Annotated in this window: 17 protein-coding genes; 7 read left to right on the top strand and 10 right to left on the bottom strand. The window is 47.7% G+C overall.

The window, feature by feature from the left end; translation table 11 throughout:
• The first annotated feature begins 66 nt into the window (after positions 1–66).
• Complete coding sequence (locus tag MKX40_RS05990; protein ID WP_339242939.1) at positions 67–1581, top strand: glycoside hydrolase family 43 protein; 1515 nt, start codon at positions 67–69, stop codon at positions 1579–1581.
• Positions 1582–1895: 314 nt separating this feature from the next.
• Entirely contained in the window at positions 1896–4196 is a 2301-nt protein-coding gene (locus MKX40_RS05985) for a helix-turn-helix domain-containing protein (RefSeq protein WP_339240171.1), read from the top strand.
• 161 nt (positions 4197–4357) lie between these two features.
• Here MKX40_RS05985 and MKX40_RS05980 read toward each other — a convergent pair whose 3' ends face one another.
• The 8 genes from MKX40_RS05980 to MKX40_RS05945 form a co-directional block, all read right to left on the bottom strand.
• Positions 4358–5404, bottom strand: coding sequence for a glycoside hydrolase family 18 protein (locus MKX40_RS05980; protein WP_339240170.1), 1047 nt, complete (start codon positions 5402–5404; stop codon positions 4358–4360).
• Positions 5405–5409: 5 nt separating this feature from the next.
• On the bottom strand, positions 5410–8043 hold the full coding sequence (locus tag MKX40_RS05975) for a transglutaminase domain-containing protein (RefSeq protein ID WP_339240168.1): 2634 nt from the start codon (positions 8041–8043) through the stop codon (positions 5410–5412).
• Positions 8044–8050: 7 nt separating this feature from the next.
• Entirely contained in the window at positions 8051–9073 is a 1023-nt protein-coding gene (locus tag MKX40_RS05970) for a carbohydrate-binding family 9-like protein (RefSeq protein WP_339240167.1), read from the bottom strand.
• Positions 9074–9136: 63 nt separating this feature from the next.
• Positions 9137–10423, bottom strand: a complete 1287-nt coding sequence (locus MKX40_RS05965) for an alpha-L-fucosidase (protein WP_339240166.1) — start codon at positions 10421–10423, stop codon at positions 9137–9139.
• Between the two features lie 112 nt (positions 10424–10535).
• On the bottom strand, positions 10536–12131 hold the full coding sequence (locus tag MKX40_RS05960; protein ID WP_339240164.1) for an extracellular solute-binding protein: 1596 nt from the start codon (positions 12129–12131) through the stop codon (positions 10536–10538).
• 41 nt (positions 12132–12172) lie between these two features.
• The gene (locus MKX40_RS05955) at positions 12173–13081 is read right to left on the bottom strand and encodes a carbohydrate ABC transporter permease (RefSeq protein WP_105600785.1); all 909 of its coding nucleotides are present in this window, start codon (positions 13079–13081) and stop codon (positions 12173–12175) included.
• Between the two features lie 15 nt (positions 13082–13096).
• On the bottom strand, positions 13097–14068 hold the full coding sequence (locus MKX40_RS05950) for an ABC transporter permease subunit (RefSeq protein WP_339240163.1): 972 nt from the start codon (positions 14066–14068) through the stop codon (positions 13097–13099).
• Positions 14069–14881: 813 nt separating this feature from the next.
• Positions 14882–15805: an S-layer homology domain-containing protein gene (locus MKX40_RS05945; protein ID WP_339240162.1), complete on the bottom strand. Its 924-nt coding sequence runs from the start codon at positions 15803–15805 to the stop codon at positions 14882–14884.
• Positions 15806–16166: 361 nt separating this feature from the next.
• On the opposite strand from MKX40_RS05945, the gene MKX40_RS05940 reads away from it, so the two are divergent.
• From MKX40_RS05940 to MKX40_RS05930, 3 genes are all read left to right on the top strand, one after another.
• Complete coding sequence (locus MKX40_RS05940; protein WP_339240161.1) at positions 16167–17909, top strand: ABC transporter ATP-binding protein; 1743 nt, start codon at positions 16167–16169, stop codon at positions 17907–17909.
• Positions 17902–19713, top strand: a complete 1812-nt coding sequence (locus tag MKX40_RS05935; protein ID WP_339240160.1) for an ABC transporter ATP-binding protein — start codon at positions 17902–17904, stop codon at positions 19711–19713. The genes MKX40_RS05940 and MKX40_RS05935 overlap by 8 nt, the downstream gene beginning before the upstream one ends.
• Positions 19714–19864: 151 nt before the next feature.
• A complete protein-coding gene (locus MKX40_RS05930; protein ID WP_339240159.1) occupies positions 19865–20374 on the top strand; it encodes a hypothetical protein in 510 nt (169 codons plus the stop codon).
• Positions 20375–20403: 29 nt separating this feature from the next.
• Here MKX40_RS05930 and MKX40_RS05925 read toward each other — a convergent pair whose 3' ends face one another.
• A complete protein-coding gene (locus MKX40_RS05925; protein WP_339240158.1) occupies positions 20404–20835 on the bottom strand; it encodes an Lrp/AsnC family transcriptional regulator in 432 nt (143 codons plus the stop codon).
• A 131-nt stretch (positions 20836–20966) separates the two neighbouring features.
• On the opposite strand from MKX40_RS05925, the gene MKX40_RS05920 reads away from it, so the two are divergent.
• On the top strand, positions 20967–21719 hold the full coding sequence (locus MKX40_RS05920; RefSeq protein WP_339240157.1) for an MBL fold metallo-hydrolase: 753 nt from the start codon (positions 20967–20969) through the stop codon (positions 21717–21719).
• A 619-nt stretch (positions 21720–22338) separates the two neighbouring features.
• On the opposite strand, the gene MKX40_RS05915 is transcribed toward MKX40_RS05920, so the two are convergent.
• Entirely contained in the window at positions 22339–23844 is a 1506-nt protein-coding gene (locus MKX40_RS05915; protein ID WP_339240155.1) for an alpha-N-arabinofuranosidase, read from the bottom strand.
• A 179-nt stretch (positions 23845–24023) separates the two neighbouring features.
• Here MKX40_RS05915 and MKX40_RS05910 point away from each other — a divergent pair, with 179 nt between their 5' ends.
• Complete coding sequence (locus MKX40_RS05910) at positions 24024–24932, top strand: ArsR family transcriptional regulator (protein WP_339240154.1); 909 nt, start codon at positions 24024–24026, stop codon at positions 24930–24932.
• Positions 24933–24940: the final 8 nt, after the last annotated feature.

Here is a 24940-nt window from a genome sequence, read left to right as displayed (position 1 = left end):
AGCAAGGATATCTCTCATACGTTCAGGACCATATTAAACTCTCACAATGAATAGGAGCATCACATGATGAAATATACCAATCCGGTGATTCCAGGGTTTTATCCAGATCCAAGTATCTGCCGTGTAGATGAAGACTATTATCTGGTAACCAGTACTTTTGAATATTTCCCTGGTGTGCCTATCTTCCACAGCAAAGACCTTGTGAACTGGCGACAGATCGGTCATGTCCTCACAACAACGGAACAACTCCCTCTAGCGAATGCAGGCAGCTCTGGCGGCATCTATGCCCCTACTCTCCGGTACCATGATGGCTGGTTCTATATGACAACAACCAATGTCAGCGGCGGCGGGAATTTTTATGTACGTAGTGCTAAGCCCCAGGGACCATGGTCTGCTCCGATTTTTGTCGATCAGGGCGGCATTGATCCCTCTTTTCTCTTCGATGAAGATGGACATGTGTATTTTCAAACGGCCTGTAATGGCGATGAGGGCGAGGGCATCTATCAGTGTGAGATAGACATCACGACCGGAGCCAGACTAACGGATAGCCGATTAATCTGGACCGGAACTGGAGGCGCAGCCCCCGAAGCTCCCCACATGTATAAAATAAACGGCCTCTACTATCTGATGATCGCTGAAGGCGGAACCGAGTATGGCCATATGGAGACCATTGCTCGAAGCACAGGGCCATACGGACCATATGATCCATGTCCTCATAATCCGATTCTCTCCAATCGGAGCATGAAATCCAGCATCCACGCAACCGGTCATGCAGACCTTGTCCAGATCCAGGATGGAAGCTGGTGGGCTGTATTTCTTGGCATTCGTCCAGCGGGTTACCCCATGCGGCACCATCTGGGACGCGAAACGTTCCTGGCACCCGTCACGTGGACGGATAACGGTTGGCCGATGATCGGTGTTGACGGACATATCGAGCAGGAGATGACGGGGCCTTTGCTAACTGAGCACCTTTGGTCGGATGAGCCTATCCGGGATGATTTTGACGAAGCATCATTAGGCTTGAACTGGATTTTCTTGCGTAACCCGGCTCCAGGTAGTTGGACTCTCACAGAAAATCCAGGACGGCTCATCTTGCGTGGTCATTCGGTTTCACTTGATGAGGGTAGAAATCCAGCCTTTATTGGGCGTCGATTGAGCCATTTCTTATGTAATATGTCGACCGAGCTATATTATGAGCCGCGTGTGAACGGCGAGGAAGCCGGATTAACTGTATTTATGAATCATAAATACCATTATGATTTGGCTGTAACTCGGATTGACGGTCAGAAGAAAATCGTATTGCGGCGAACCGTCGGCTCTATGCGAACCGAACAGGTGCTTGATTGTGACAAAGGGCCTGTTGTATTACAAATCAAGGCTGACCGTAATCACTTTACGTTCCTCTATCAGCAGGGTTCATCCGATGCCATTGAAGTGGGTTTAGGAGAAACACATCTGTTATCTACCGAAGTGGCGAGTGGTTTCACAGGTGTAATGATAGCCATGTACGCTTATGCTCCGTCAGAGGAGTGTACACCTGCAAGTTTCGATTGGTTTGACTATGAACCGCTGGATGAATAATCGTTTTAACTCCTATATTCAGTAATAGAAAATATAATATATGATCAGCTAAAGTTATCCCCTTAAAGTAGATACTCTTACCAAAGCCTTATGTGGTAGCATAAGGAAATGAGTAAACTTTGAGGGGATTTTGCTATCTGTATATTTTTCTCGAGGATTGCTCTGAAATATATAAAAGAACCATTGCTTTATTAGAGAAGTTCTCCTAGTATTTTTAGAAGGAACACCCCAGCAGCTCCCATTTTGGCAATACCTTCACTGCCCATATGAGAGCGCTATCGCTGCAGCACGAAAGAAAACGGGAGGTTGCAGATATGAAATGGAATCACTTCAAGTCCAAGCTTCTGCTTAAGTACACACTATCCTATATCTCCATCTTCCTTATCCCTCTTGTTATCCTAACCATCATTATTTATCACAATGCTGTGGACACGCTCCGTTCAGAGATTGAACAGACCAATGTTAATCAGCTCACTCAAGCCAAAACGGTCATTGATGATCGCATGAAGGAATTACAGGACATCGCGTTTCGCATCGCCTATGATGAGCAGTTAACGCGGTATTGGACCCACCATCCGTACTATAGCCGGGAATCCATTAACGCATTAGTCAAATACAAAGCCACCAGTTCCATTATTGATGAGTTATTCCTGTTCTTCCGAGGAGATGATAACATCTACTCTTCTCAAGGCTCGGAGAATCTGGATGTATTCACGGCCCGCTACAAATTTAATACCTGGAACCAAACGGACATGATCCGGGATTTGAATAACGTCCCGTTCCCCACGATACGACCAGCCGAGCAGGTCGTCCAAGGGACCCGAATCCCCAATTCCATGCTGGCCTACCTTGTACCGATTGCACCTAACAATACACCCGCCCATGGAACTGTCATGTACCTGATTCACGAGTCCAATCTGACAGGCTTAATTGATTCCATCCTGAGTGATTATCACGGGATGACTTATATTTTCGATAATTACGGGCAAGTACTGGCAGCCAATTACAAAGGAGAAATCATATCCGAACAAGAAGTCAGCGCTCTGTTTTCACTTGAACCCGGTACGCACAGCATCTCCTTAAATCAAGAACCCCATTCGGTTGTATCCGTTAAATCGGATGCGGGTTGGACCTATGTCACCGCTATGCCAAGCAACCAGTTTTTCAGCCGAATTGTCCATATTCGCACCTTTATTATCCTTGTATTCTCGTTTGTGGTGACGATGGGCACGATCCTTGCCATCATGTTGGCCCGAAGACAATACCATCCCATTTCAGACTTAATGGAGTTCATTCGGTTGAAAAATGATCCTGATACTTCTGCAACCACCAACGAACTGGAATGGATCAAGAAAACACTGCATGATTATAGTCAGCGCGTAGATCTTCAAGAGCCCTATGCGCGCAATCATATTTTGCTCATGTTGCTGAAGCACGGTCACACCGGAGATTTCCCTGCTGAATTTACGGATAAGCTTGGCATACACTTCAACCGATCCCATTATTTTGTCATGACAATGGGCTGGGAGATGCATGCTTTACGTATTGGGGATGCCCCCGAGCAGCCTACGGTCATGCAGCTGATGAACGATGTGGAGCTGCCGGAGTTGTCTGCATATGCTTACGGTGTGGAGCTGCCACAGGCAGACCAATTGGCCCTTATCGTGGGATTCGATGCCGAAATTGGGCATGAAGGTAGTCTCAATGCCCGTATGGAGCCTATTGTTGAAAAACTGCAATGGATGGTGGTAGAACACACCGGGGTCGCGCCCGCAATCGGGATAGGCAATCGATACACTTATCCGAAACAACTGAATCAGTCCTACATCGAGGCGTCGACCGCTCTGGAAGCATCGATGCTGCACGGACAGGGAAGCAGTACATACTTTAACAACCTTTCCGGTTCCGCTGTGCAGGATTCTTCCTTCTGGGTCCCTAAGGATGTGTTATTGAAGCTGGTCCAGAGCTTAAAACAGGGCAGCTATGATGTGGCGGTTCAGATGGTTTCGACCGCGTTGAACAATTTGAAAACTGAAATGCCATCTGTACCGCTACTGCGTTGCATCTGCTTTGATATCCTGAATACCATGCTCAAAACCGCCTCGGAGCTTGGAATCCATCATGTGGTTGATCAACTTCCAAGGATCACGTCCTATGACTCATTGGAGGATCTGGAGAAGAAGCTGACAGGCCTTGCCGCTGAAATCTGCGCTCATGTCGAGGCGAAGAGTGAGACGGAAGAAAGCTCCCTGATGGATGAAATCGTTGCTTATATTGATGCCAATTACTCGGATTATGACCTCAGTCTGGGTACGATCTCATCAAAATTTACAATCTCTTCATCCTATTTCAGTCGTTCTTTCAAAGAAAAGATCGGCATGAATTTCACCCAATATATCTGGCAAAAACGAGTGGATGAGGTCATTCGGCTACTGCTGCATACAACCGATCCGTTAAAGGATATCATCACCCGCGTCGGTTATCTGGACACACCAAACTTCATCCGCAAATTCAAGAAAGAAACAGGTTATACCCCAGGGCAATACCGTAAAATGCACCGTCCCAACGGCTCTGCCGATTCCCCGGATGATGATGACGAGGAGTGTATTGGATAAATGGAGATATCACCTCTGTGACGCAGTGCGTGATTCATTAGACCAAAATAATGCAAACAAGGGGCCGTTCCATAAGTCATGCTCTTGACTTATGGAACGGCCCCTTCGTATGTTTTTAGTCCATATACATAATCTGATCCGCCTGCTCCGACTTACTTATCCTATTTTCCAGCCGGAAAATAATGAAGTCCTTGATGCAGTGCACCAAGCAAACGGTGGGTCGGATCACAGCCGTACTCCCAGAACATGATGCCGGCCAGACCTTGATCCTTTACGTAATCACCTTTGCATTGGATCGATTCTTCATCATCATACGATATGAGACTGGACCCATTGAACAGAAACGGTGCACAGGCTTCCTCATCCCAATAACGGGTATAACCATTCTTGTTGATGTACTTCGCTTCCAGTTCGGCAAAGGATGGGCCGTAGCCGCCTGTGCTGCCAGCCATTTGATGAAGCCCGTGGTTTCGATCAGGAACCTCCGTCCAGATCCGGGAATAAAATGCGGAGCCGATCACAATCTTCTCTCTCGGAACGCCGGCGCGGATGAACAGATTTACGGAAGCATCCGTACTAATTCGAAACAGATCTCCTGTTGACGTGTACAGATTCGTATGGTGTCCGGTCAGAACCTGAAAACCGCCGCGCATATCATAGGTCATCAACTGCACGTAGTCCAGATACTGCTGCACCTCGGCCATCTCTGTACCATCAACGTAGTATTGATCAGCACCTGCCGCAATGGTGAGCAGATAATGACGACCATCCACTGCGCCCTTGGTATCCATCGCCTCCCGAATCGTCTTGAGAAGCAAGGTGAAATTCCGTTTATCATCAGGGCTGGATGCAATACCGGCTTCACCGTAACAAGGATATTCCCAATCCAGATCGATCCCGTCAAAAGGATATTCCTCCAGCACCCTAACCGCCGATGCAGCCATGCTCTCCCTTCCAGACTGGGTTGAGGCGGCTTCGGAAAAACCGCCCGCACTCCATCCCCCTACAGACAACAGCACCGTAAGATTCGGATGATTTCGCTTCATGTTCGCGATCACATGGCCATTTTTTAAATGCTCGGTAGTGATCGTATCATTCTTAACATGTCCGAAGGCTACGTTCAGATGTGTTAACTTCAACAGATCCTCATGTGTCATGTCAGGAAGAGCAGAATCCACGGCATAACCTGCAACAATATATTTCGTCACCCGCTTCACTCCAATCCATTCGATGATTGTGTTATCGCAGCAGCTATCTGCAAGGCTTCCTTCCCAGTACCGATCTTGTACCCGGAAGCCGAGTAACGAATCTGAAGCTGGTTATCCAGCACAAACAGATGTGGGTAGCCTGCTTCGTGAGCTGCAGGTTTCGAAATGAAACCGGACAAGGAAGCATAATTGGAATCCCGTACAAAAACCGTGCATATTGGCAGCTTAGGATAACCAACAGGGTCAAAGGAAGCGTTCCATTCCGTGTCTCCAATTATGAGCACGATGGGGATGCCCAACTTATCCAGCGGCTCTGCCAGCTCGCACAGTTCACGAATCAGATGTTTCGTTGGTTCACGCTCAGGTTCAATCCAGGCAGCTATGGCGCCCTCCGATCCCAGAAGTTCTTCCAGCTCCACCTCTGAACCATTCAGATGGGTCAGTATACTTCCTGGTGCAAGTTTACCCAGTACAGGAATATCAACCTCAATCTCGCGATAAGTTAACACAACCTCAGTTGTATCTCCGGCATTCACGGTAAAGTACACGAAGCGTACGTTTACCGTTCCATCTTTTAGACGAATGCCTGTCGTTAAGCGATAAGCGCCCGGTTCAACCTCATATGGCTCGCTATAGACATCCGTACTGCCATAAGGATATATCAGTGTCTTATAGATACCATCTTCCAGACGGGCAAACGAGAAGTTCTCAAAATAAGATGCTGCAGGGGTATCCTGCGTAGATTTTGGATCTCTACGAAGTTGGAGCTTTCCCCAGGTTATACTTCCCTGAGTTGGAGGTAAGGTGAGACTAAACACCACGTCCTCCCATCCTCTATCGCATAGATACTGTGGTTTCTGAGCGCTCGGATGTAATCGGGCCGGAATACCCAAACTGCGACATACCGCCACAAACAGTATATCCAGCGACTGAGCATCTCCCTTCATTAGACTAAACGTTCCAATCGGATTCCCTTTGCCTTTTAGATTAGGAAGATCGTCATAGTATTCATATTGCTGTTCCAGCATTCGGACAAGTGTCGAGGGATTCTCCCTGAAGGCTGCTGCCTCATCTGCCGAAAATGCATACTGGAATACACTTCGATAAGGGACCAGCATCTCATAGGAGATCCGCGGACACAGGATGTATCTCACAAACGTATCTTCCGCCCATGATCCTTGCTGCGAGAGCGCACCAATCAGATGATCGTGTAGCGTCTGGCGAGAAGTATCAATTAAATCTTTTTCATTCATCGACTCCAGCAGACGAAGCGGCCACTCACCGTATACATTGGAGCATTCCTCTATGAAAGCTGCAATTTCATGACTGTTCCCTCGTGCCTTCTGGAGAATATTCCACACCCGCACCTGGGGTAGTCCAACCGAATGAGCCAGTGAGACGGCCTCCTCTTGCCTCAGGAAAGTATCCTCATACTCGCTTCGGGTCTGTGCTCCTTCCTCCAGACGACGATTATGAATCTGAATCTGCTCTTCCGATAACGCAACCGTGTTCTCTCCATCCCCTTCTGGAGGAGGAACCATATCAAAGTCCACGCTCCCTGCCGGCTGCTCTGACGAATCCAGCACAAGCTCTACATGGTCGTTCCCCTGAGCCTTGAATAGGATCTCCCTCCACTTACCCTCACTGACCGCACGAATCAACAGGTCGCCATAGCCTGTCTTTAAGGCCACTTCCCCTTGTGCGTCCGTCCTCACTTCGGCAATCGGATAGAATTCCGCCGCATTATACAGCTCAAAACGGACGCTGGCATCGGGTACGGGCTCTCCCTGCTCATTGTTCACCTTCACACGAATGGTGCGTGTAGGTGCATAATTCTCAAGCAGATTAATTTCCGTAAATCCCTTTTCGGAGAGCGTTATATCCTCCGGTCCGGGATAGTTGGCATAGATTCTCGTATTAATGAGCATGGCCCTGCGGGCTGGCGGACTGAACCATCCTTGATTCAGACGGGCTTCCGGCTCGCATGCCCCAATGTAATACCATTGACCATCTGCCCAAGCTTCTACCCAAGCATGATTACTGTCACAGTGAGCCCAGCGAGGTGTGTAGACCTGACGGGCAGGAATGCCGATGCTACGAAGAGCAGCCACCGCCAGCGTGGATTCTTCGCCGCATCGACCCCGAGCATTTTGGATCATCGTCAGCGGTGATATCGTACGCAAATCACTGCCAATATAAGTCGCTTTCTCATGACACCAGTAATTGGTCTCCAGAATCGCATCTGCCATGGATAACTTCGCTGTCCGCTCAGCTAATTCGTCATAGATCAAACCGCGAAAATCTTCAATATTCTCCGTATTTATCCGATAAGGCAGCACAAAATGAAGGAACAGATGATCCGGAACGCGATCTCCCCAAGGCACACGTATGCGGGTGTCCAAAGCCCGGCGCACATGACTCAAGAACAAGTCCCCGTTATAATCAGCCATGTCGTTTACCGGCATATAGGCATAGACATATTTCAACGCCCATGTCTCTTCTTCCGTTAGCTCCTGCTGAAAAATATCAAACAACTCCGATTTGCGGGCCTCTGCAAACTGCACCTTCTCTTGGAACTTCTGCTCGATCCTCGCCAAAGACTGTGCATCAAGGGAAAATATCAAGGTTTGACTGGTCATTATGTCCTCACTCCTTCCACAGCTTTCCGTCTTCCCGAATACAGATTAAGGCCGTGCCGTCCGAAGAAGGCGCAGCAATCTGAAACAGGCTGCGCGTCGTTTCGATTACAGGCTCACAACTCCACGAATCCTCACCCATAAGCAACTTCATATCTTGGGTAAATTCGCCATGGGTTTCATAATAATTGCGTTCACGGTAATAGAGCTTGCGAAGCTCCCATTTGATTCGTTCATCTTCCGGCAACGCAAACGACTCATCCGTTCCGTCATCCGAGAATACAACATACCCCCATAACTCCGGGTAGTGCATGTTAATAATGCCCATAGGTGACCACACCCAGTTGTCCTCCGAATAAGGTTTTCCGGTCTCCGGATTCAGCACCTTACGGTACTCACCGCCCTGTACCTCGGTCTGCCACTCCACACGTGAGAAGTTGACACGCCAGAATTCACCTGGTGCAGGTGGACGGTTTCCTTCGGCACATTCCTTTAGACTGGTCCAGGGAATCGCGACTTCCACACTCCATTTCCGGTTATCCGCCCCAGGATTGTTCAGTTCTCCATCGATATATACGGCCGTCTTGAGACCGCTGATATCCCAACCGTTAACCGGTGGCCCACCATCCCGATAAGGCTTCACCAATAACAGATCCCATACCGTATTGAGCGCATTGATCTCGAACTCATAATATTGATGGGAATCCCCGTCAGGATCGATAAAAATCTCGAAGTCATTATCATAGAAAATAACGGAATCACGCTCAGTCAAGGTAGCCCATATCTGATCTTCCATCAGCTCGGCAGCAAAGTAGAAATAGTCGTCATCCCACAGCATCTTTACCCGAGTCTGTTTCTCTGGCTTTGGACGAAGATCACCTTCGATATCAACGAAATCATCCGTCCAAGGGGCCGCCTCCCAAAATGCCTTATCCACACGGCCGTCTAACACCAACGGTTCTTGCGCACGCTTGCATATATAATGTTTGGGAGCATACTCAATCCTGGGCTCTGGCACTCCACTTCTGTTCATGTCACTCTCTCCAATTCGTAAGGGAGGGCATGCATCTATCGGCACACGCCCTCCCCGTAATGGTTAGTTATGGGTGACAACGGCTCCAGCGCCGCCGTACATTTCCAGCTCCTCATCGAATTCAAGCTTAAGAACGGTCACCTGTTCATGTGTATCCTCCGGGGTCATCTTAATCCACGTTGTTCCCGGGATATTGAACCAAGGCACGCCCCCATGGATCTCATGATGAAGCTCTTTGCCTGAATGCAATACGGTAATCTTTTGGATCGGATTGCAGAGACCTTTGATGCACACATTCTCTTTTGGATCATCATACACAAACAGATACAACGTCTTTCGATCCTCGGATACCGTGCTGCCTCCCAGATAATAGCGGGACATAATGCCTTCACCCGTTCCGAAGACAGCCTCCTCATGGGTTCGGATCCAAGCTCCCAGCCCAAGCAGAATATCTTCCTGCCTCTGATCGATGGTGCCATCTTCACGCGGACCAATATCCAGCAACATATTACCGCCCATCGAAATGCAATCACAGAACATCCGAATGATCTGATTCAGGGATTTATATTTATAATCAGTTGGTATATATCCCCAGGATGTGTTGATCGTGGTGCAGAACTCCCAAGGTCCCTCCGGTCTTGTAATCGGAATGCCCTGCTCAGGCGTTTTGTAATCCCCATACCCTTGAAGGCGGGAGTTGATGATGATATCCGGGTTGAAGGAGTGCAGGTAATGCTTGAACTCCGGCAGATTCCACTGCTGTGCACTCCGTTCCCAATCCCCATCAAACCATAGCAGATCCACCTTTCCGTAATTCGTTAATATCTCCCCTAGTTGATGGTTATTGAATTGCAGGAACTTCTGCCACTTTTCCTGATCCTGAACGCCGTCCACCGGACTTGAATATGGGTTGACATCGCTGAGATCGTCCGGCACCTTTTCCCCTTCATACACGCTAGGATAATCCGGGTGTGACCAATCAATGAGCGAGTAATACATCCCCAGATGAATCCCTTTCTCACGGATCGCTTCCGCATACTCCTTCACGATGTCCCTATTCGCCGGTGTCTGTTTGACGACATTCAGGTCACTATATTGCGTATCCCATAATGCAACGCCATCATGATGCTTCGTTGTCAGTACCGCATACCGGGCTCCAGACTTCTCAATCAGGTCCGCCCACTTCTCTGCGTTGAATGCCGAAGCCGTAAACCCATTCAGTTGCTTCATATATTCATCGTAGGACATCCTGCCGTTATAGAAGGACCAAGACTCCGCAACCCCGTCTACCGCATAGATGCCGTAGTGGATGAATATCCCCAGCTTGGCTTCTTCAAACCATTTTTGCATATCTGTTCACACCTCCCCCGAGCATTGTGATATACGAAAAATATGAAAATCACTGAAGCTTGCGGTTATCTTTCTTCCTCCCTGGGAAATATGTTGGATCGACAGACTTTTTTTATTGCCCGGAATTCCAGCGGTCGTATGCTCCCTGATACAGTTCGATGATACGGTCACTGCCCATTTTCTTCATCTGTGCAATGTACTTATCCCAGTTCTCAAGGGGTTCCTGACCCGTCACAAACTTTGCTTCCATCTGCTTGACGTACGTATCCAGGTCAGACAATAGAGCGGTGGCTTCGCTTTGCTCTTCATTTGTCAGATAAACGTTAGGAAATGGTGCTTTACCAATAGGTACCAACTTCTCTTGATTCTGCTGGTCAATCCACTCATCAAATTCGGTGCGAAGACCCTTCGCTACTTCGGGATCATTAATGCCCGGTGTCAAGATACCAAAGTTCGGCGTGATCTTACCCCGATATTCTTCACGATCTCCACCCCCAGGAACGGGGAGCCACTCTTTTACGTGATTTTCCTTGTCTTTGAATTGCCATAACACACCTTCCGGACCTTGATTGAACAGAGTCGCACCTTCATAGCTGTACAAGTAATCAATCCATCTCATCGTCGCCTCGGGTGACGGGTTGCTGCTCGTAATCGCAAAGGTACCGCGAGCCGACATACCTGGGTGTTTGCCGTATACCGGAGAGTCTGCCACTTCGCTCTTCACGGGTGTCATCAGCGGATGATCCGTGCTTGGCTCACCACCGAGCGTGAAGTATGGATGGTAATCGTTGAACAGTGCAAGTTTGTTGCTTACACCTTTTGCTTTTTTCTGATCGCCTGTTTGAGAGAAGGTCTCATGATCCAGCAAATCTTCTTTCCACAAGCGATTCATGAATGTCAGATACCCTTTATAGCCTTCTTCTTGATAAGGGTAGTGAACTTTTCCGTCCTTATCGGAATAGATACCTTCGTTGTACATCCCCCAGAAGCCGAAGAAAAACATGCGAAGATCATCCAGTTTTACAGAAGTTAGCGGAATCTCATCTTGCTGGCCATTGCCATTCGGGTCTTCTTCTTTGACACGCTTGAGATACGTATACAATTCTTCCGTGGTCTTAGGCTCTTCTACGTTAAGTGCCTTTAGGAACTCCCCGTTGTACCACATTGGGCCTCTATACCACACAGCGGCTTTATCAATGAATGGGAGTGCATACATATGTCCATCAGGTGTTGTAAATGATTTGCGGACATCCGGGTTCTCATCGAGAATCTTTTTGATATTCGGGGCGTAACCTTCGTCAATGTATTTCTCCAACGGGATCAGGATGCCTTGGCTGCCATATGTCACCTGCTCGGCTGGCTTGAGGTCCGCAGCATAGAACATATCCGGCAAGTCCCCGCTGGCAAATACCAGATTTTTTTTCGTTTCAAAGCTGTCGATCGGTGATAGCTGGTATTCCAGCTTGATGCCCGACAATTTCTCCATCTCTTGCAGCACAGGCATTGTGCTCCAGTCGGCTACACCCGCATCCTGGGACATGACCTTCAGCGTTAGTGTTTTGTCTACAATGGGGAAACCTTCTTTTTTGACCCCCTCAATTGTGGAGGTCGCACTTCCTTCTTCATTGGTTGAACCACAGGCTGCAAGCAATGTTGCGAATAAGGTGAGACAGAGTGTAATGGATGAAGCCTTGCGAAGCTTTTTCATGACAACAACTCCCCTTGTTTAATGTGGTATATGGATTAAGATCAGCCCTTAACGGAACCGATCATAACACCCTGGACAAAGTAACGCTGAAGGAATGGATACACTGCAATGACAGGAAGGGTCGCAACAATAATGACAGCATATTTAACCAGTGCAGCAATCTCCGCTTTGGTATTCATCGCCGTTGCTGAAGAGGTATCAATGGCTCCTCCCCCTTGAGCTGCCATTTCCTGAAGCACGAGAATCTGCCGCAGAAAGAGCTGCAACGGATACTTGGAAGAATCATTTAGATAGATCATGGCGCTGAAATAGCTGTTCCAGTGTCCGACTCCATAAAAGAGTGCCATCACTGCAATGATTGGCATGGAGAGCGGAAGCACAATCTTGATGAACAACCGGGTGTTGGTACACCCATCAATATGCGCCGCTTCCTGCAGCTCCTTGGGAATCGTCGATTGGAAGAACGTACGACATACGATAATATTCCAGATGGATGCAGCTCCAGGCAGAATAAGTGCCCACATGCTGTTCACCATACCAAGATCCTTGACCAGCAGGTAACTTGGGACAAGCCCTCCGCCGAAGAACATCGTTACCATAAACATCGCCATGAAGAATCCGCGCCCCACAAAATCCGAGCGGCTGAGCGCATAGGCTGCTGGTAACGTGACAATCAGGTTGACGATGGTACCTACGACAGTGTAGATGATTGTATTTTTGTACCCGATCCAGATGTTCGTGTTCTCAAACACTCGGGCATAGCCCTCAAATGTAATTCCTTTCGGAAGTAACCACATCTCCCCGGAGCTTACGTATTTGGGATCACTAATTGAGGCACTGATAATGTATAGCAGCGGATACAACACAATCACGAGCGCCACTGTCAGATAGATGTAATTGCACACTAAGAACACCTTATCGCTTCTGCTTTCTTTCACTGCGGATGACATGTGTATTCCCTCCTTTTACCACAGGCTGTTTTCACTGGTACGACGTGCGATCTGATTCACGGTAATGAGCAGAATCGCATTAACTACGGAGTTGAACAATCCCACCGCCGTGGAGAAACTGTACTGTGCATCCACCAGACCCGACCGATAGACGAAGGTGGAGATGACATCGGACGAGCCCATGTTCAGCGGATTTTGCAGCAGCAGGATTTTCTCGAATCCGACGCCCAAAATACTGCCCATATTTAGAATTAACAAGATGGTGATCGTAGGAATGATGGCTGGTATGTTAATATGTAAAATCCGTTTAAACCGGCTCGCACCATCCACCACAGCCGCTTCATGCAGTTGCGGGTCTACGCCAGATAGGGCAGCGAGGTATATGATCGTGCCCCAGCCTGCGCTTTGCCAGACTCCGGACAGTACGTACACTGTTTTAAACCACGCAGGGTCCGTCAGGAATTGAGGTGCCTGAAATCCAAGGGCTTCCACCAAATTGACAATCATGCCTGATGAGGGAGACAAAAAGGTAATGATCATGCCCGACATCACAACGACCGAAATAAAATGCGGTGCATACGTGACGGTCTGCACAGTACGCTTGAAGAAGGAATCCTTCACTTCATTGAACGCTAACGCCAGAATGATCGGCAGTGGAAAACCTATAGCCAACTCATATAAGCTGATGCTAAGTGTATTCCATAGCAAATCCCAGAAATAATAAGAATTGAAGAAACGGATGAAATGATCGAATCCGACCCATGGGCTTCCCGTGACACCAAGCGTTGGAATAAAATTTTTGAATGCAATTTGTATGCCGTACATCGGACCATAATGGAATATCAGAAAGTATAGAAAGGCTGGCGCGATAAACAGATACAACTCCCAGTTTCGAATCATCCTTCTCCCTAATTTATTTTTCTTACTGCTCGGATTGGTGTATACCGATAGGTTTTGCGACAAGGTGGACTTCCCATCTGGTTGCATCAGTTGTTTCCTCCTTTTTTGGTAACGCTTACATACCGAGTTTATGGTTCATTTCCCCATCCGTAAATATGCCATTTCAACCTTTCCATATAAAATCACCGAATATACTGTTACAACAGGGGTTTACACTTATGTTGGCAGCTTGTCATTGTCATTTTGGGGAAGTAAAACATGTAGAATTTGACCGGTTTCCCTCCTTAAGTGTCATTTAGGATTCCGTCACATGAACCTGGAAAGATGTCAGATCTTAAATGAGGTTAGAAAACAGGCATTAAAGTCAAAACCCACATATACGATCAGATACCGTGTTCATGTTTACAAGCATCATGCAGAATGTGGAGGTTTACAGATGTTACCGATGCGAAATTATGTAATATTACCTATCATACATCTATCGCATTTTACAAGCCCGTCATTGCTTGCTTTTATTCTATATTTCTCCTGTCTCTTTCGTATATATGTTGTTTTTATCTTTGCGTGCAGGATATAAAAACGCTTATAAACATTGAGTTTTCGAAGTCATATGTGTAGATTTTGCACAAGGTTTGCACGCTTAGACCCATAGATATTTGGGAAAATACTATTTAAAAATCACCGATTTCATAACATGAATTGGCCTTATAACCCAAGCAGTTATCCATTCAATTGATTTAAATGTAATATTATTTTTCTTTAAATGTAATATAAGTGAACATATAAGAACTTTTTTACGTTTTCAGTCAAATAAAAAAACCACTCTCCATATACGTATGGAGAGTGGTTTCCAGGATACAATTCGTTTATCCAGGATAGTTTATAGGGTTTGCAGTGAATTTACTTGCCTGAAGGTTGAGCTTCTGCCGTATATCCTGTTGGGATATCCGTTTCTGCAGTCACATTCGTGATAACCATCGGATACATCATGTCCGGGTCAGGTTGAATAATGGAATAGAGCACGATCGCGCGTCCATCCTTCTCCAGTTTCACATCATCAATCTTCAATCCATAACCAGGGTGTGGCATTTCAGCACTGAGTTTAACTTTGGTTGTTTTGTCATCAACCTTCGTTGTAGTCACTTCAGGTACGATCGCTTGTTGGCCTTCACCTGGATTGGTTGGAGCCGGCTCTGCTGAGCCGCCATTGCCGTGTTTATCCACGAATTCGAGTGCATTGAAGATCATGCTTGCAGCCTCCATACGGGTAAGCGACTGATCTGGACGGAAATTACCGTCCTTATCCAGTTCAATGATGTTCATGTTCAGCAAGTTCTGGACCGCAGATATGGCGTCCTTACCGATTTTATTTTCGTCCTTAACAAGATTATACTTCATGATGACTGGATAATTCCCGGTTGTGTTAATACCTTCATGAAGCAAAATAACAAATTGCTCGCGTGTCATTTTGCCCTGCGGGTTTACTTCTACCGGAATAGACAATCCATTTTGGGTAGCGGCCTGTACCGCATCGGCATACCATGTGTCCGGACTAATTTTATTCTGAGCGGCAGACGCCGCGTATGCATTTTTCAGACCAAATGCATTCACAATCAGTTGAACACCCTGTGGCTCGGACAATGCAAGATCTGGACGGAACAGATCCGCTGTTACTCCGTTAATCACACCTTTTGTTTTCAATGAATCCACAATCGACTTCTGACCCTCATCTTTCACATCTGAGAAAGCAAATACGGATGCACCTCCTGCTGTCAAAGAAACGCAGAGTGCAAGCGTTGCAGCCAATCCTTTTTTATGTTTCATTTCCTGGCACCTCCATATGATTAGTAAAGCCTATTTTTTACCTCTTCATTCCTACAGACGGGGTACCTCTAGAAAATGTTTCAGTAATTTCGACATCTGGTGAATACAACACGGGAACACTGCATAGAACTTTTCTCCGCAGTCACTAATCCGATCCACCTGCCTGCTGCTAACTGACTTCGTTGACATCCCATCGGATTAGCGCAAAAATAAGAATAGAGAAATCCATCGGATGACGGATAAACAGCGAACCGGATCGCATACAGTAAGAGGGCACGACGCGCTAATAACAGGTGTCGGCCCTTTTCTTGACTCCACCCGCTGAACTGACTTCACCTATAACAAAAGGAGAACAATGCTTATGTCCAAGAAAGGATTACTTCGCGGTTATGTCGTATCGAACTGGCCTATCTATCTGTTTGCTGTTCTTCTGATTATTGCCTCCAATGTCGGGCAAGCATCCCTGCCCCGCATACTCGGCAGTTTCACGGATCAATTGATGCAGAACACACTCCAGATGCAGACAATCGTAAGGTACAGCCTGTCCCTTCTAGCTATTGCCATCGGTTATAATCTACTGTTCGGTACCGGACAGTTCATGATTATGAAGCTTGGTCGACGCTTCGAATTCATGACGCGTGAGCGTATATTCAGTAAGTTTTCCGAACTTAGCGAACATTATTTCTCCAAACAAGGGAACGGAAAACTGCTCAGTTATGTCATGAACGATGTTACTTCCGTACGTGAAGCAATATCCAATGGCGTGACACTCATGACCAATGCCACCTTCCTGCTGTTGTCCTGCATTGTGATGATGCTGCTTAGCGGGATTCCGTTGACACTCATTCTAATCAGCGTTGTACCTTTGCTGGCGATTCCATTTTTGGTCGTATTTTTCGGTCCGCGGATTCGCAAGCGCTCTCGTGAAGTACAGGAAGCCCTTGCAACCATGACGGAATCTGCAGAAGAACAGCTGGGCGGCATTCGCGTAACCAAGACGTTTGCCATCGAAGACAGTGCTCGTGCACGTTTTGGAACTACCGTCGATGCAATTAAGAGCAAACAGCTTCGGCTTGTTCGTCTGTCTTCCTTGTTTCAAGCTTTGCTCCCGCTGCTGGGGGCCATCTCACTGGTTGTTTCTCTGCTTGTCGGAGGTATGATGACCATGCAGAATTCCATTACACTCGGGAGTTTTGTCGCCCTAACCTTATATTTGCGCATTATCATGGGACCGCTTCAACAGATCGGTAATGTCATCAATACCGTTCAGCGCTCAGGCGCATCCTTGGAGCGGGTGAATGACCTGCTCAGCGAAGTAGCGGATGTGCGTGAACTTCCCGAAGCCACAGCGCTCCATACCGTACAAGATATCACCATGGAGAATCTAACCTTCTCCTATCCTGGCAGTTCATCCCCTGCTCTCAAACATATTCAACTCCATATTCGTGCCGGGCGAACGGTGGGTATTGTAGGCAAGACCGGCTCAGGTAAAAGCACCCTCGTTAAGCTGTTGCTGCGTACATATGAACCACCTGAAGGAACGATTCGCATCAATGGTACCGATATTCGGCAGCTATCGCTGGAAAGTCTGAGATCGCGCATCGCCTATGTCCCTCAGGATGGTTTCCTGTTTAGCACCACCATCCGGGATAACATCGCATTCAGCGACCGGGAAGTATCGCTGGATACAGTGGAACATAGTGCACGGCAAGCCATGATCTATGACAATATTGTCCGTTTTCCGGATCGCTTCGATACACGTCTTGGCGAACGTGGACTTACCCTGTCTGGTGGACAACGTCAGCGAACCAGCCTTGCAAGAGGATTGATCAAGCAAGCACAGTTACTTATTCTGGATGACAGCATGAGCGCGGTTGATGCCGTTACAGAGAGCGGTATTCTGCGCAGTTTGCGCGAGATCGGCAAGGGCAAGACCACATTGATCATCTCTCATCGCATCAGCGCGGTCCGTCACGCAGACGATATCATCGTTCTGGATGAAGGGCGCGTCGCTGAGCAGGGAACACATGCGCAGTTGATGGCTGCCAAGGGGTTATATGCGGCCACCTACCGTTTGCAGGAGGAGGGATTACATCATGTCTAACGCTGAACTTCGACCAGATGCAGAAGACGATCAGAGTAAACGAACTTCGTTCAAAGCGATGATGGCATACGCCAAACCGCATAAATGGGCATTTGCCGGCATCTTCTTCTGCTCACTGCTGGGCATATCGGCAGATCTACTGCAACCCTATCTGGTGAAGATCGCCATCGATGATCATCTGGCCATCGGCCAGACCAGTGTGGGCTTTCTCGTTCAGCTCGCAGCCATCTTTCTCGGGCTGGCAGTTATTAGTTTTATTTTTACCTATGTGCAGAATAATCTGTTGCAGCATGTGGGACAGAACATTGTATCCCGGATTCGAAAGGACCTGTTCAAACATATCTCCAAGATGTCCATGTCTTTCTTTGACCGTTTTCATATCGGCAGTCTAGTCACGAACGTATCCAGTGATACGGAGACTATCAGCAGCTTTTTCACCCAAGTACTGCTCAGTCTGATTCGGGATGGTATGATGCTGGTGCTCATTATCGTCTTTATGTTCCAACTTGATCCTGTGCTCGCGGGTTACTCCCTGATCGTCCTGCCTGTCATTGCAGTGGTTGCGGTATTATTCCGTAGTCGACTGCGGAAGGCTTATCAGAATGCCCGTACGCGTCTTTCCCGTTTAATCGCATTTACAGCGGAGAACCTGTCCGGCATGTTCCTGATTCAGGCTTTTCACCAGGAAGAAGAACAGAAGAAACGTTTCTCGGAACAAAATGCGCTCCATCTGAAAGCCAACATTGCTCAAGCCCGCTCCAATGTCATATTCAACCGGACCTTTGATATCCTTGGCAATGCGGCACTGGTCATGATGGTCTGGCTTGGAGGTCGCGCCGTTCTGGGTGAGTCCCTGCAAGTCGGGGTATTATATGCGTTTATCAGTTATATTCGGCAGTTCTTCCAACCAATCAACCAGATTACGATGCAGTGGAATACATTCCAGTCCACCACCGTATCCATGGATCGCATCTGGAACATTCTGAATACGCGGCCTGAAGTTGCCGATCCTGAGCCTAAGCAGGCCTCTTCGCTGGAACCTCGGAACGTGATGGGCCAGATTGATTTTAATGATGTGTCGTTTGGTTATCAGGCAGATCGGCCCCTGATCCAGCATATGAACCTGCACCTCTATCCAGGTGAAATGGTAGGGATCGTGGGCACAACAGGCGCTGGAAAAAGCACCCTGATCTCCCTGCTCAATCGCTTTTATGATGTAGACAAGGGCAGTATCGAAATTGATGGTACCGATATTCGGCAGTTGCCGCAGGCCAAACTTCATCGGATCGTGGGTCTGATTCAACAGGAACCATTCCTCTTCTCCGGTTCCATCATTGATAATGTGAGAATGTTTCGTGAGGATATTACGCGAGAGCAAGCGATTGAAGCCTGCCGTTTTGTCGGAGCACATGCCATGATTTCACGTTTGTCACAAGGATATGATACACATCTGTCCGAACGCGGAAGCGGGCTTTCCGCCGGGGAGCGGCAGTTGATATCGTTTGCCCGGATCGTTGTGTTCCAGCCCCGAGTGCTCATCCTGGATGAGGCAACGGCCAATCTGGATTCACACACGGAACAGCTCGTGCAGCAGGCTCTGGAATCGGTATCCCAAGGACGCACCACCATTGTCATTGCCCATCGTCTGTCCACAGTGATGCATGCGGACCGAATTCTGGTGATGGAGAATGGCGAGATTGTGGAGGAAGGCTCGCATCAGGAGCTGATTGAAGCTCAAGGCGTGTATGCCGATCTGTACACACATGCGCGTGATGCAGGTAAAAATTCAGCGATATCAGGGTAATGGACCTGAATTAAGTTCGTGTTAAACTATAGATCGGGCTAATGAATTCATCTGAGCCTGTGTTATAGCCAATAACGTTGAACATGCCGCTCTGCTCATGCAGGCGGCACGTTTGGCATATCGATCAGCATTGTTATGAGGAGGAACATCTATGCAGCAATCTGGAATACCCAAGCATGATCATCAGCAGATATATTACCGACGCAGCACCGCTCTATGGAAAGCAAGTCTATGCTTCCTTTTCCTTCTCTTGTGTGTGAGCCTATTATGGATCATCGTGGACGGACAAGCCGAAAGACTGGAGACGATATACTATTCCATCGCTGCCGTGCTGGGCATGTGGTTGATCGGACCGCTATTCTTCATGTTCGTGTCACGACTAACCAGAAGCCCTGCCGTGTTGTTATCCTGGGATGATGATGCGTTGAACACGGGCAAGCGGAAGATTCCATGGAGCCGGATTCGCAAAGTCGAACTTGCCTCACCTGCCCGCAACAAGTGGCTCCTGTCTGCTTCTCCCATGATCGTTCTGTTCCTGAAGGACGGCACCCGGTCTCATATTCAGACCGATCATCTACTCAGCAAAAAAGAGCTGAACCAAGCGGTGACTTTGCTTCAGGAGACTTTGCATGATCAGCAGCAAGATCATGGACTATCGTGAGGGATGAGACAAGCCTCCCACACCACACATCACTGTGATTTCTCCACACCTATGGACAGGCTGACTCTGTAATTGCCGTAAGGCAGCAATGCTTCCAACAGTTGTCCAAGTTGCTCTGTGGTGCTGGTCTGCACCCGCATCAGATAACAGCCCTCTCCGCTGACGCGATGGACTTCAACGATGTCCTTACGATCAGCAATGAATGTACGAAAGGCAGCATGTCTGTCACCGGAGTTCAAGAAAACCGTGACAAAGGCCTGTAGGCCGAGGCCAAGGCGTTCCGGGTTCCATTTTACCGTGTACCCTTCGATTACCCCCAGGTCTTGCAGCTTGCGCACTCTTGCACCGACGGCCTGTCCCGTGAGATGAACCTCTTCACCGATCTCTTTGTGAGAACGTTTGGCATCCTGAATCAGGATCTGCAAAATACGGATATCTGTGTCATCTATCATTTCATTCATCTTGCTTCAGCAATCCTTTCACGGTGAAATTAGCTTAGCCTAATTCCATTCATCATGTTATGTACGCCGTTAAACGGGTTGTATACCATATAGGGTAATACTATTCAACAACCCGAAGGAGTGCAAATATCATGAAAATTCAATTGATTCGCAATGCAACACTGTGGCTGGAATACGGAGGGCTGAACATTCTCGTTGATCCCATGCTGATGGACGCCGAAGTCATGCCCGCATTCCCCAATACACCCAATGAGTTACGTAATCCAAGAGTAGCTCTGCCTGAAACCGAAACGGATTATCTGCATCCAGATCTGTTGATTGTGACACATACCCATCCCGATCATTGGGATGAAGCAGCGGCGAAACAACTTGGTAAAGACATTCCTCTAATCTGCCAGCCTGGGGATGAGCATGTATTTCTGAGTGCCGGATTCACAAATGTAACAGTTGTCGAAGAAAAACATGAGCATCACTCTGTCCGATTCGCCCGCACATCCGGGCATCATGGCACAGGTGAAATCGGAGAACGTATGGGCAACGTGTCCGGTTTCGTACTTGAAGCAGATGGAGAACCCGTCACCTATATCGCTGGGGATACCATCTGGTGCGAAGAACCTGCTGAAGCCATTCGTCAATACACACCTGAAGTCATTATCGTGAATGCCGGAGGCGCACGCTTCCTGGAGGGTGATCCCATTACAATGGACGGGCCTGACGTTGTAGCCGTGAAGCGCCATGCGCCGTCTGCTCATGTCATCGCCGTGCACATGGATGCGATTAATCATTGTATGATGTCTCGTACGGATCTTGCCACTTATCTGACATCCGAGCAGTTGGATGGTCAGGTACTCATTCCGCGTGATGGCGAAAGTTTTGAGTTTTAAGTTTTAAGGTTGGAGGTTGAAGGTTGGAGGTTGAAGTGAACGCTACGCTGAAGAGAAATAACCTTTCAAACGGGCGGGTGATTGTAACGAACTCAGCACACGCTATTCGTCTGTTTTCGGCTAATCTAATATTCTAACGAATCCTTTACACGTTATTCGCTATCTGGATGTGCTTTTCCCGAGATTTGCCCGTCATTTTACTATGATAAGGTGTCTCAGATTCGTTAAATTTCAACTATAAAGATAATCGACATAATAAGGTGTCCCAGGTTCGTTAGCACGTACGCAGATCACTGTGTACATGCAGTGTGTAACTGCGTAGTATGTGGTTTGTGGTTTGTAGTATGTAGTGTGTAATACGTACTATTTACTCCGTACTGTGTACTGTTTACTACATGTTCAACACACGTGTTACATCGATACCCTGCTTGCTACGCGTCAGCCACATTATTGCCCGTGTCGCCATGCCTTCTGTTCCCTATAAAATACGACGAAAAAGCTGGATGCATTGAACTTGCACCCAGCTTTTTTGATACATGAACCAAGCTAACCCGCAGGCATCCCTCTCGGACATCCAACCTGCAATCAGGTTCCCGTGCCTCACCTTTTACCTGATCCCTTATTGCACTTTCAAACGGATCACGTTCCATGACGCTTTCGCCAAGCTCGCTGTAATCAGGGTCTCGGATACCACTGCACCCCCGCGATTATGAGGAGCAACGCGGTTCGGTTGTGCGGCCGTATTCGATGCTTTGAGGTCATCACTTTCCAGCACGATATGCTCGATCAAGCTGCATTTCCCGAAACTGCGCAGATCCACTTCGAGCGGAAGCGCTTCTTCCAGATGACGGTTGACTGCGAATACAGTCACTTCACCCTGCTCTTCGTTATGAACTGCAATGCCCTCGAGATAAGGAACATCTGTGATTTGTTTGGTATCGTATTTCGGAGATTGGATCAATGGCACCAATGCCGTTCCACGTCCAAACAAGGACGTATGCATGAATGGATAGAAGATCGTCTGTCTCCACGAACCACCGCCCGTCTCTGTCATGATCGGCGCAATAACGTTAACGAGTTGTGCCAGACATGCCATTTTGACCCGATCCGCATGTTTGAGCATACTGATCAACATACAACCAACAAGCAGTGCGTCCTCATGGTTGTAGATATCCTCCAGCTGTGGCGGAGCAATCTGCCACGGATCCATTTTGGAGTCACTTTCATGGGAGTGATACCATACATTCCACTCGTCAAAGGACAGATACATGGTCTTTTTGCTGCGTTTCTTCGCTTTAATATAATCACAGGTCGCCTTCACGGTATCGATAAAACGATCCATTTCAAGTGAGCGTGCCAGGAACGTTGGCGTATCCTGCTCCTGATTACCATAGTACTGATGCAGGGACAGATACTCCACATGATCATACGTATGATCCAGCACGGTTGCTTCCCAATCCGGGAATGAAGGCATATTCAGATTCGAACTTCCGCAGGCTACCAGTTCAATGGTCGGGTCCGTCCACTTCATGACTTTTGCCGCTTCAACAGCTGCACGTCCATACTCTTCTGCCGTTTTGTGACCGATCTGCCAAGGACCATCCATCTCGTTGCCCAGACACCATGTTTTGATCGCATGCGGTTGCTTGTATCCATGCTTGATGCGAAGATCACTATAATACGAACCTTCCGGATGGTTGCTGTACTCTACAATATTGCGGGCTGCATCGGCGCCACGTGTTCCCAGATTAACGGCCATCATGACTTCGGAATTGGCCTGTTTCGCCCAGTCCACGAATTCGTTGAAGCCAAATTCATTGGTCTCAATTGTTCTCCAAGCCAGTTCCAGTCTGCGTTTGCGTTCTGACACAGGTCCAACCGAATCTTCCCAATTGTAACCGGATACAAAATTACCTCCTGGATAACGTACAATCGGTACGTGCAGCTCTTTGACCATCTCCAGCACATCCGTGCGAAAACCCTGTTCGTTCGCAGATGGATGTCCAGGCTCATATATTCCACCATACACGGCACGTCCAAGATGCTCAATGAATGAACCGTATAAACGCTTATCAACTACTCCAATAGTAAAATCTTTGTCTACCGTCATTTTTGCTTTTTCCATAATGAATTTCAACTCCCTAAGATTAATATAAAAATTAATTGATATTCTATGGATCAACGTTCATATTTATATTAAAATCGATTATAGCCTCAATTTCAACCTGAATTTTGCAAAATGTTATTCTTTTTACTGAATTTATGTTTAACTTAATTCTATAAAGACATATTGGAGGAACAACTGTGATCCGAGCAAATACCGATGCCGAATGGCTACCCCTATATGAAGCACTTGCCAGTGAAGTACGTTTACAGATTATCCGCCTTGTTGCCAAGACACCCATGAATGTGAAAGACCTCGCTGCTTCATTGGGTCTGAGTAGTGCCATCGTGACCATGCATGTCCGCAAACTTCAGGATGTGGGCATTATTCAGTCCAAAATGATACGCAAAGACGGTGGCACGCATAAAATGAACAGCCTTGCTGTAGACTGGATTGGCATCTCCATGCCGCAGGAAAGCGGCACAGCCCGCAAGCTGCACGAGGTTTCTGTACCTGTGGGACACTACACCCACTTTGACGTCTATCCGACATGCGGGCTGGCAACGTCCACTCAGGTGATTGGCCAGTACGATGACCCTCGCTATTTCCTCGACCCCGAGCGAATGCATGCCCATATTCTGTGGTTTGGCCGTGGATTTGTGGAATACAAAATTCCAAACTATATTTTATCCGGACAGCAGATCAACGCCATTGAACTGTCCCTGGAGATCGGATCAGAAGCCCCATCCGTTAATCCCAATTGGCCCTCGGATATTACTTTTATGCTCAATGGCATCCGATTGGGTGAATGGACAAGCCCTGGAGATTCAGGCAACGGACGCGGCATGTTCACCCCGGAATGGTGGAGCGACAGTGTCAATCAATATGGCATGCTCAAGGTACTGCGAATCACCAATGAGGGTACATTTATTGATGGACAACACCTATCCGCAATTACACTTTCAGATATCCCTGTTGAACGCAACCAGTGGACCCTTCGTCTATCTGTAGAGGAAGATGCCCAGCATGTAGGCGGACTCACATTGTATGGTGAGGGATTTGGCAACTACAATCAGGACATCCTGTTCCGCCTGTACTATCAGGATTGAATTGTTCC

The organism is Paenibacillus sp. FSL R5-0517 (genome assembly GCF_037974355.1).
Taxonomy (GTDB): Bacteria; Bacillota; Bacilli; order Paenibacillales; family Paenibacillaceae; genus Paenibacillus.
The sequence above is the reverse complement of the archived record's forward strand: the minus strand, read 5'-3'. Positions and strand labels throughout refer to the sequence as shown.

Excerpts from the sequence above, each read along its gene's own strand:
- MKX40_RS05990 (WP_339242939.1), top strand. The coding sequence starts at position 67 with ATGAAATATACCAATCCGGTGATTCCAGGGTTTTATCCAGATCCAAGT.
- MKX40_RS05985 (WP_339240171.1), top strand. The coding sequence starts at position 1,896 with ATGAAATGGAATCACTTCAAGTCCAAGCTTCTGCTTAAGTACACACTA.
- MKX40_RS05975 (WP_339240168.1), bottom strand. The coding sequence starts at position 8,043 with ATGACCAGTCAAACCTTGATATTTTCCCTTGATGCACAGTCTTTGGCG.
- MKX40_RS05970 (WP_339240167.1), bottom strand. The coding sequence starts at position 9,073 with ATGAACAGAAGTGGAGTGCCAGAGCCCAGGATTGAGTATGCTCCCAAA.
- MKX40_RS05965 (WP_339240166.1), bottom strand. The coding sequence starts at position 10,423 with ATGCAAAAATGGTTTGAAGAAGCCAAGCTGGGGATATTCATCCACTAC.
- MKX40_RS05960 (WP_339240164.1), bottom strand. The coding sequence starts at position 12,131 with ATGAAAAAGCTTCGCAAGGCTTCATCCATTACACTCTGTCTCACCTTA.
- MKX40_RS05955 (WP_105600785.1), bottom strand. The coding sequence starts at position 13,081 with ATGTCATCCGCAGTGAAAGAAAGCAGAAGCGATAAGGTGTTCTTAGTG.
- MKX40_RS05950 (WP_339240163.1), bottom strand. The coding sequence starts at position 14,068 with ATGCAACCAGATGGGAAGTCCACCTTGTCGCAAAACCTATCGGTATAC.
- MKX40_RS05945 (WP_339240162.1), bottom strand. The coding sequence starts at position 15,805 with ATGAAACATAAAAAAGGATTGGCTGCAACGCTTGCACTCTGCGTTTCT.
- MKX40_RS05940 (WP_339240161.1), top strand. The coding sequence starts at position 16,167 with ATGTCCAAGAAAGGATTACTTCGCGGTTATGTCGTATCGAACTGGCCT.
- MKX40_RS05935 (WP_339240160.1), top strand. The coding sequence starts at position 17,902 with ATGTCTAACGCTGAACTTCGACCAGATGCAGAAGACGATCAGAGTAAA.
- MKX40_RS05930 (WP_339240159.1), top strand. The coding sequence starts at position 19,865 with ATGCAGCAATCTGGAATACCCAAGCATGATCATCAGCAGATATATTAC.
- MKX40_RS05925 (WP_339240158.1), bottom strand. The coding sequence starts at position 20,835 with ATGAATGAAATGATAGATGACACAGATATCCGTATTTTGCAGATCCTG.
- MKX40_RS05920 (WP_339240157.1), top strand. The coding sequence starts at position 20,967 with ATGAAAATTCAATTGATTCGCAATGCAACACTGTGGCTGGAATACGGA.
- MKX40_RS05915 (WP_339240155.1), bottom strand. The coding sequence starts at position 23,844 with ATGGAAAAAGCAAAAATGACGGTAGACAAAGATTTTACTATTGGAGTA.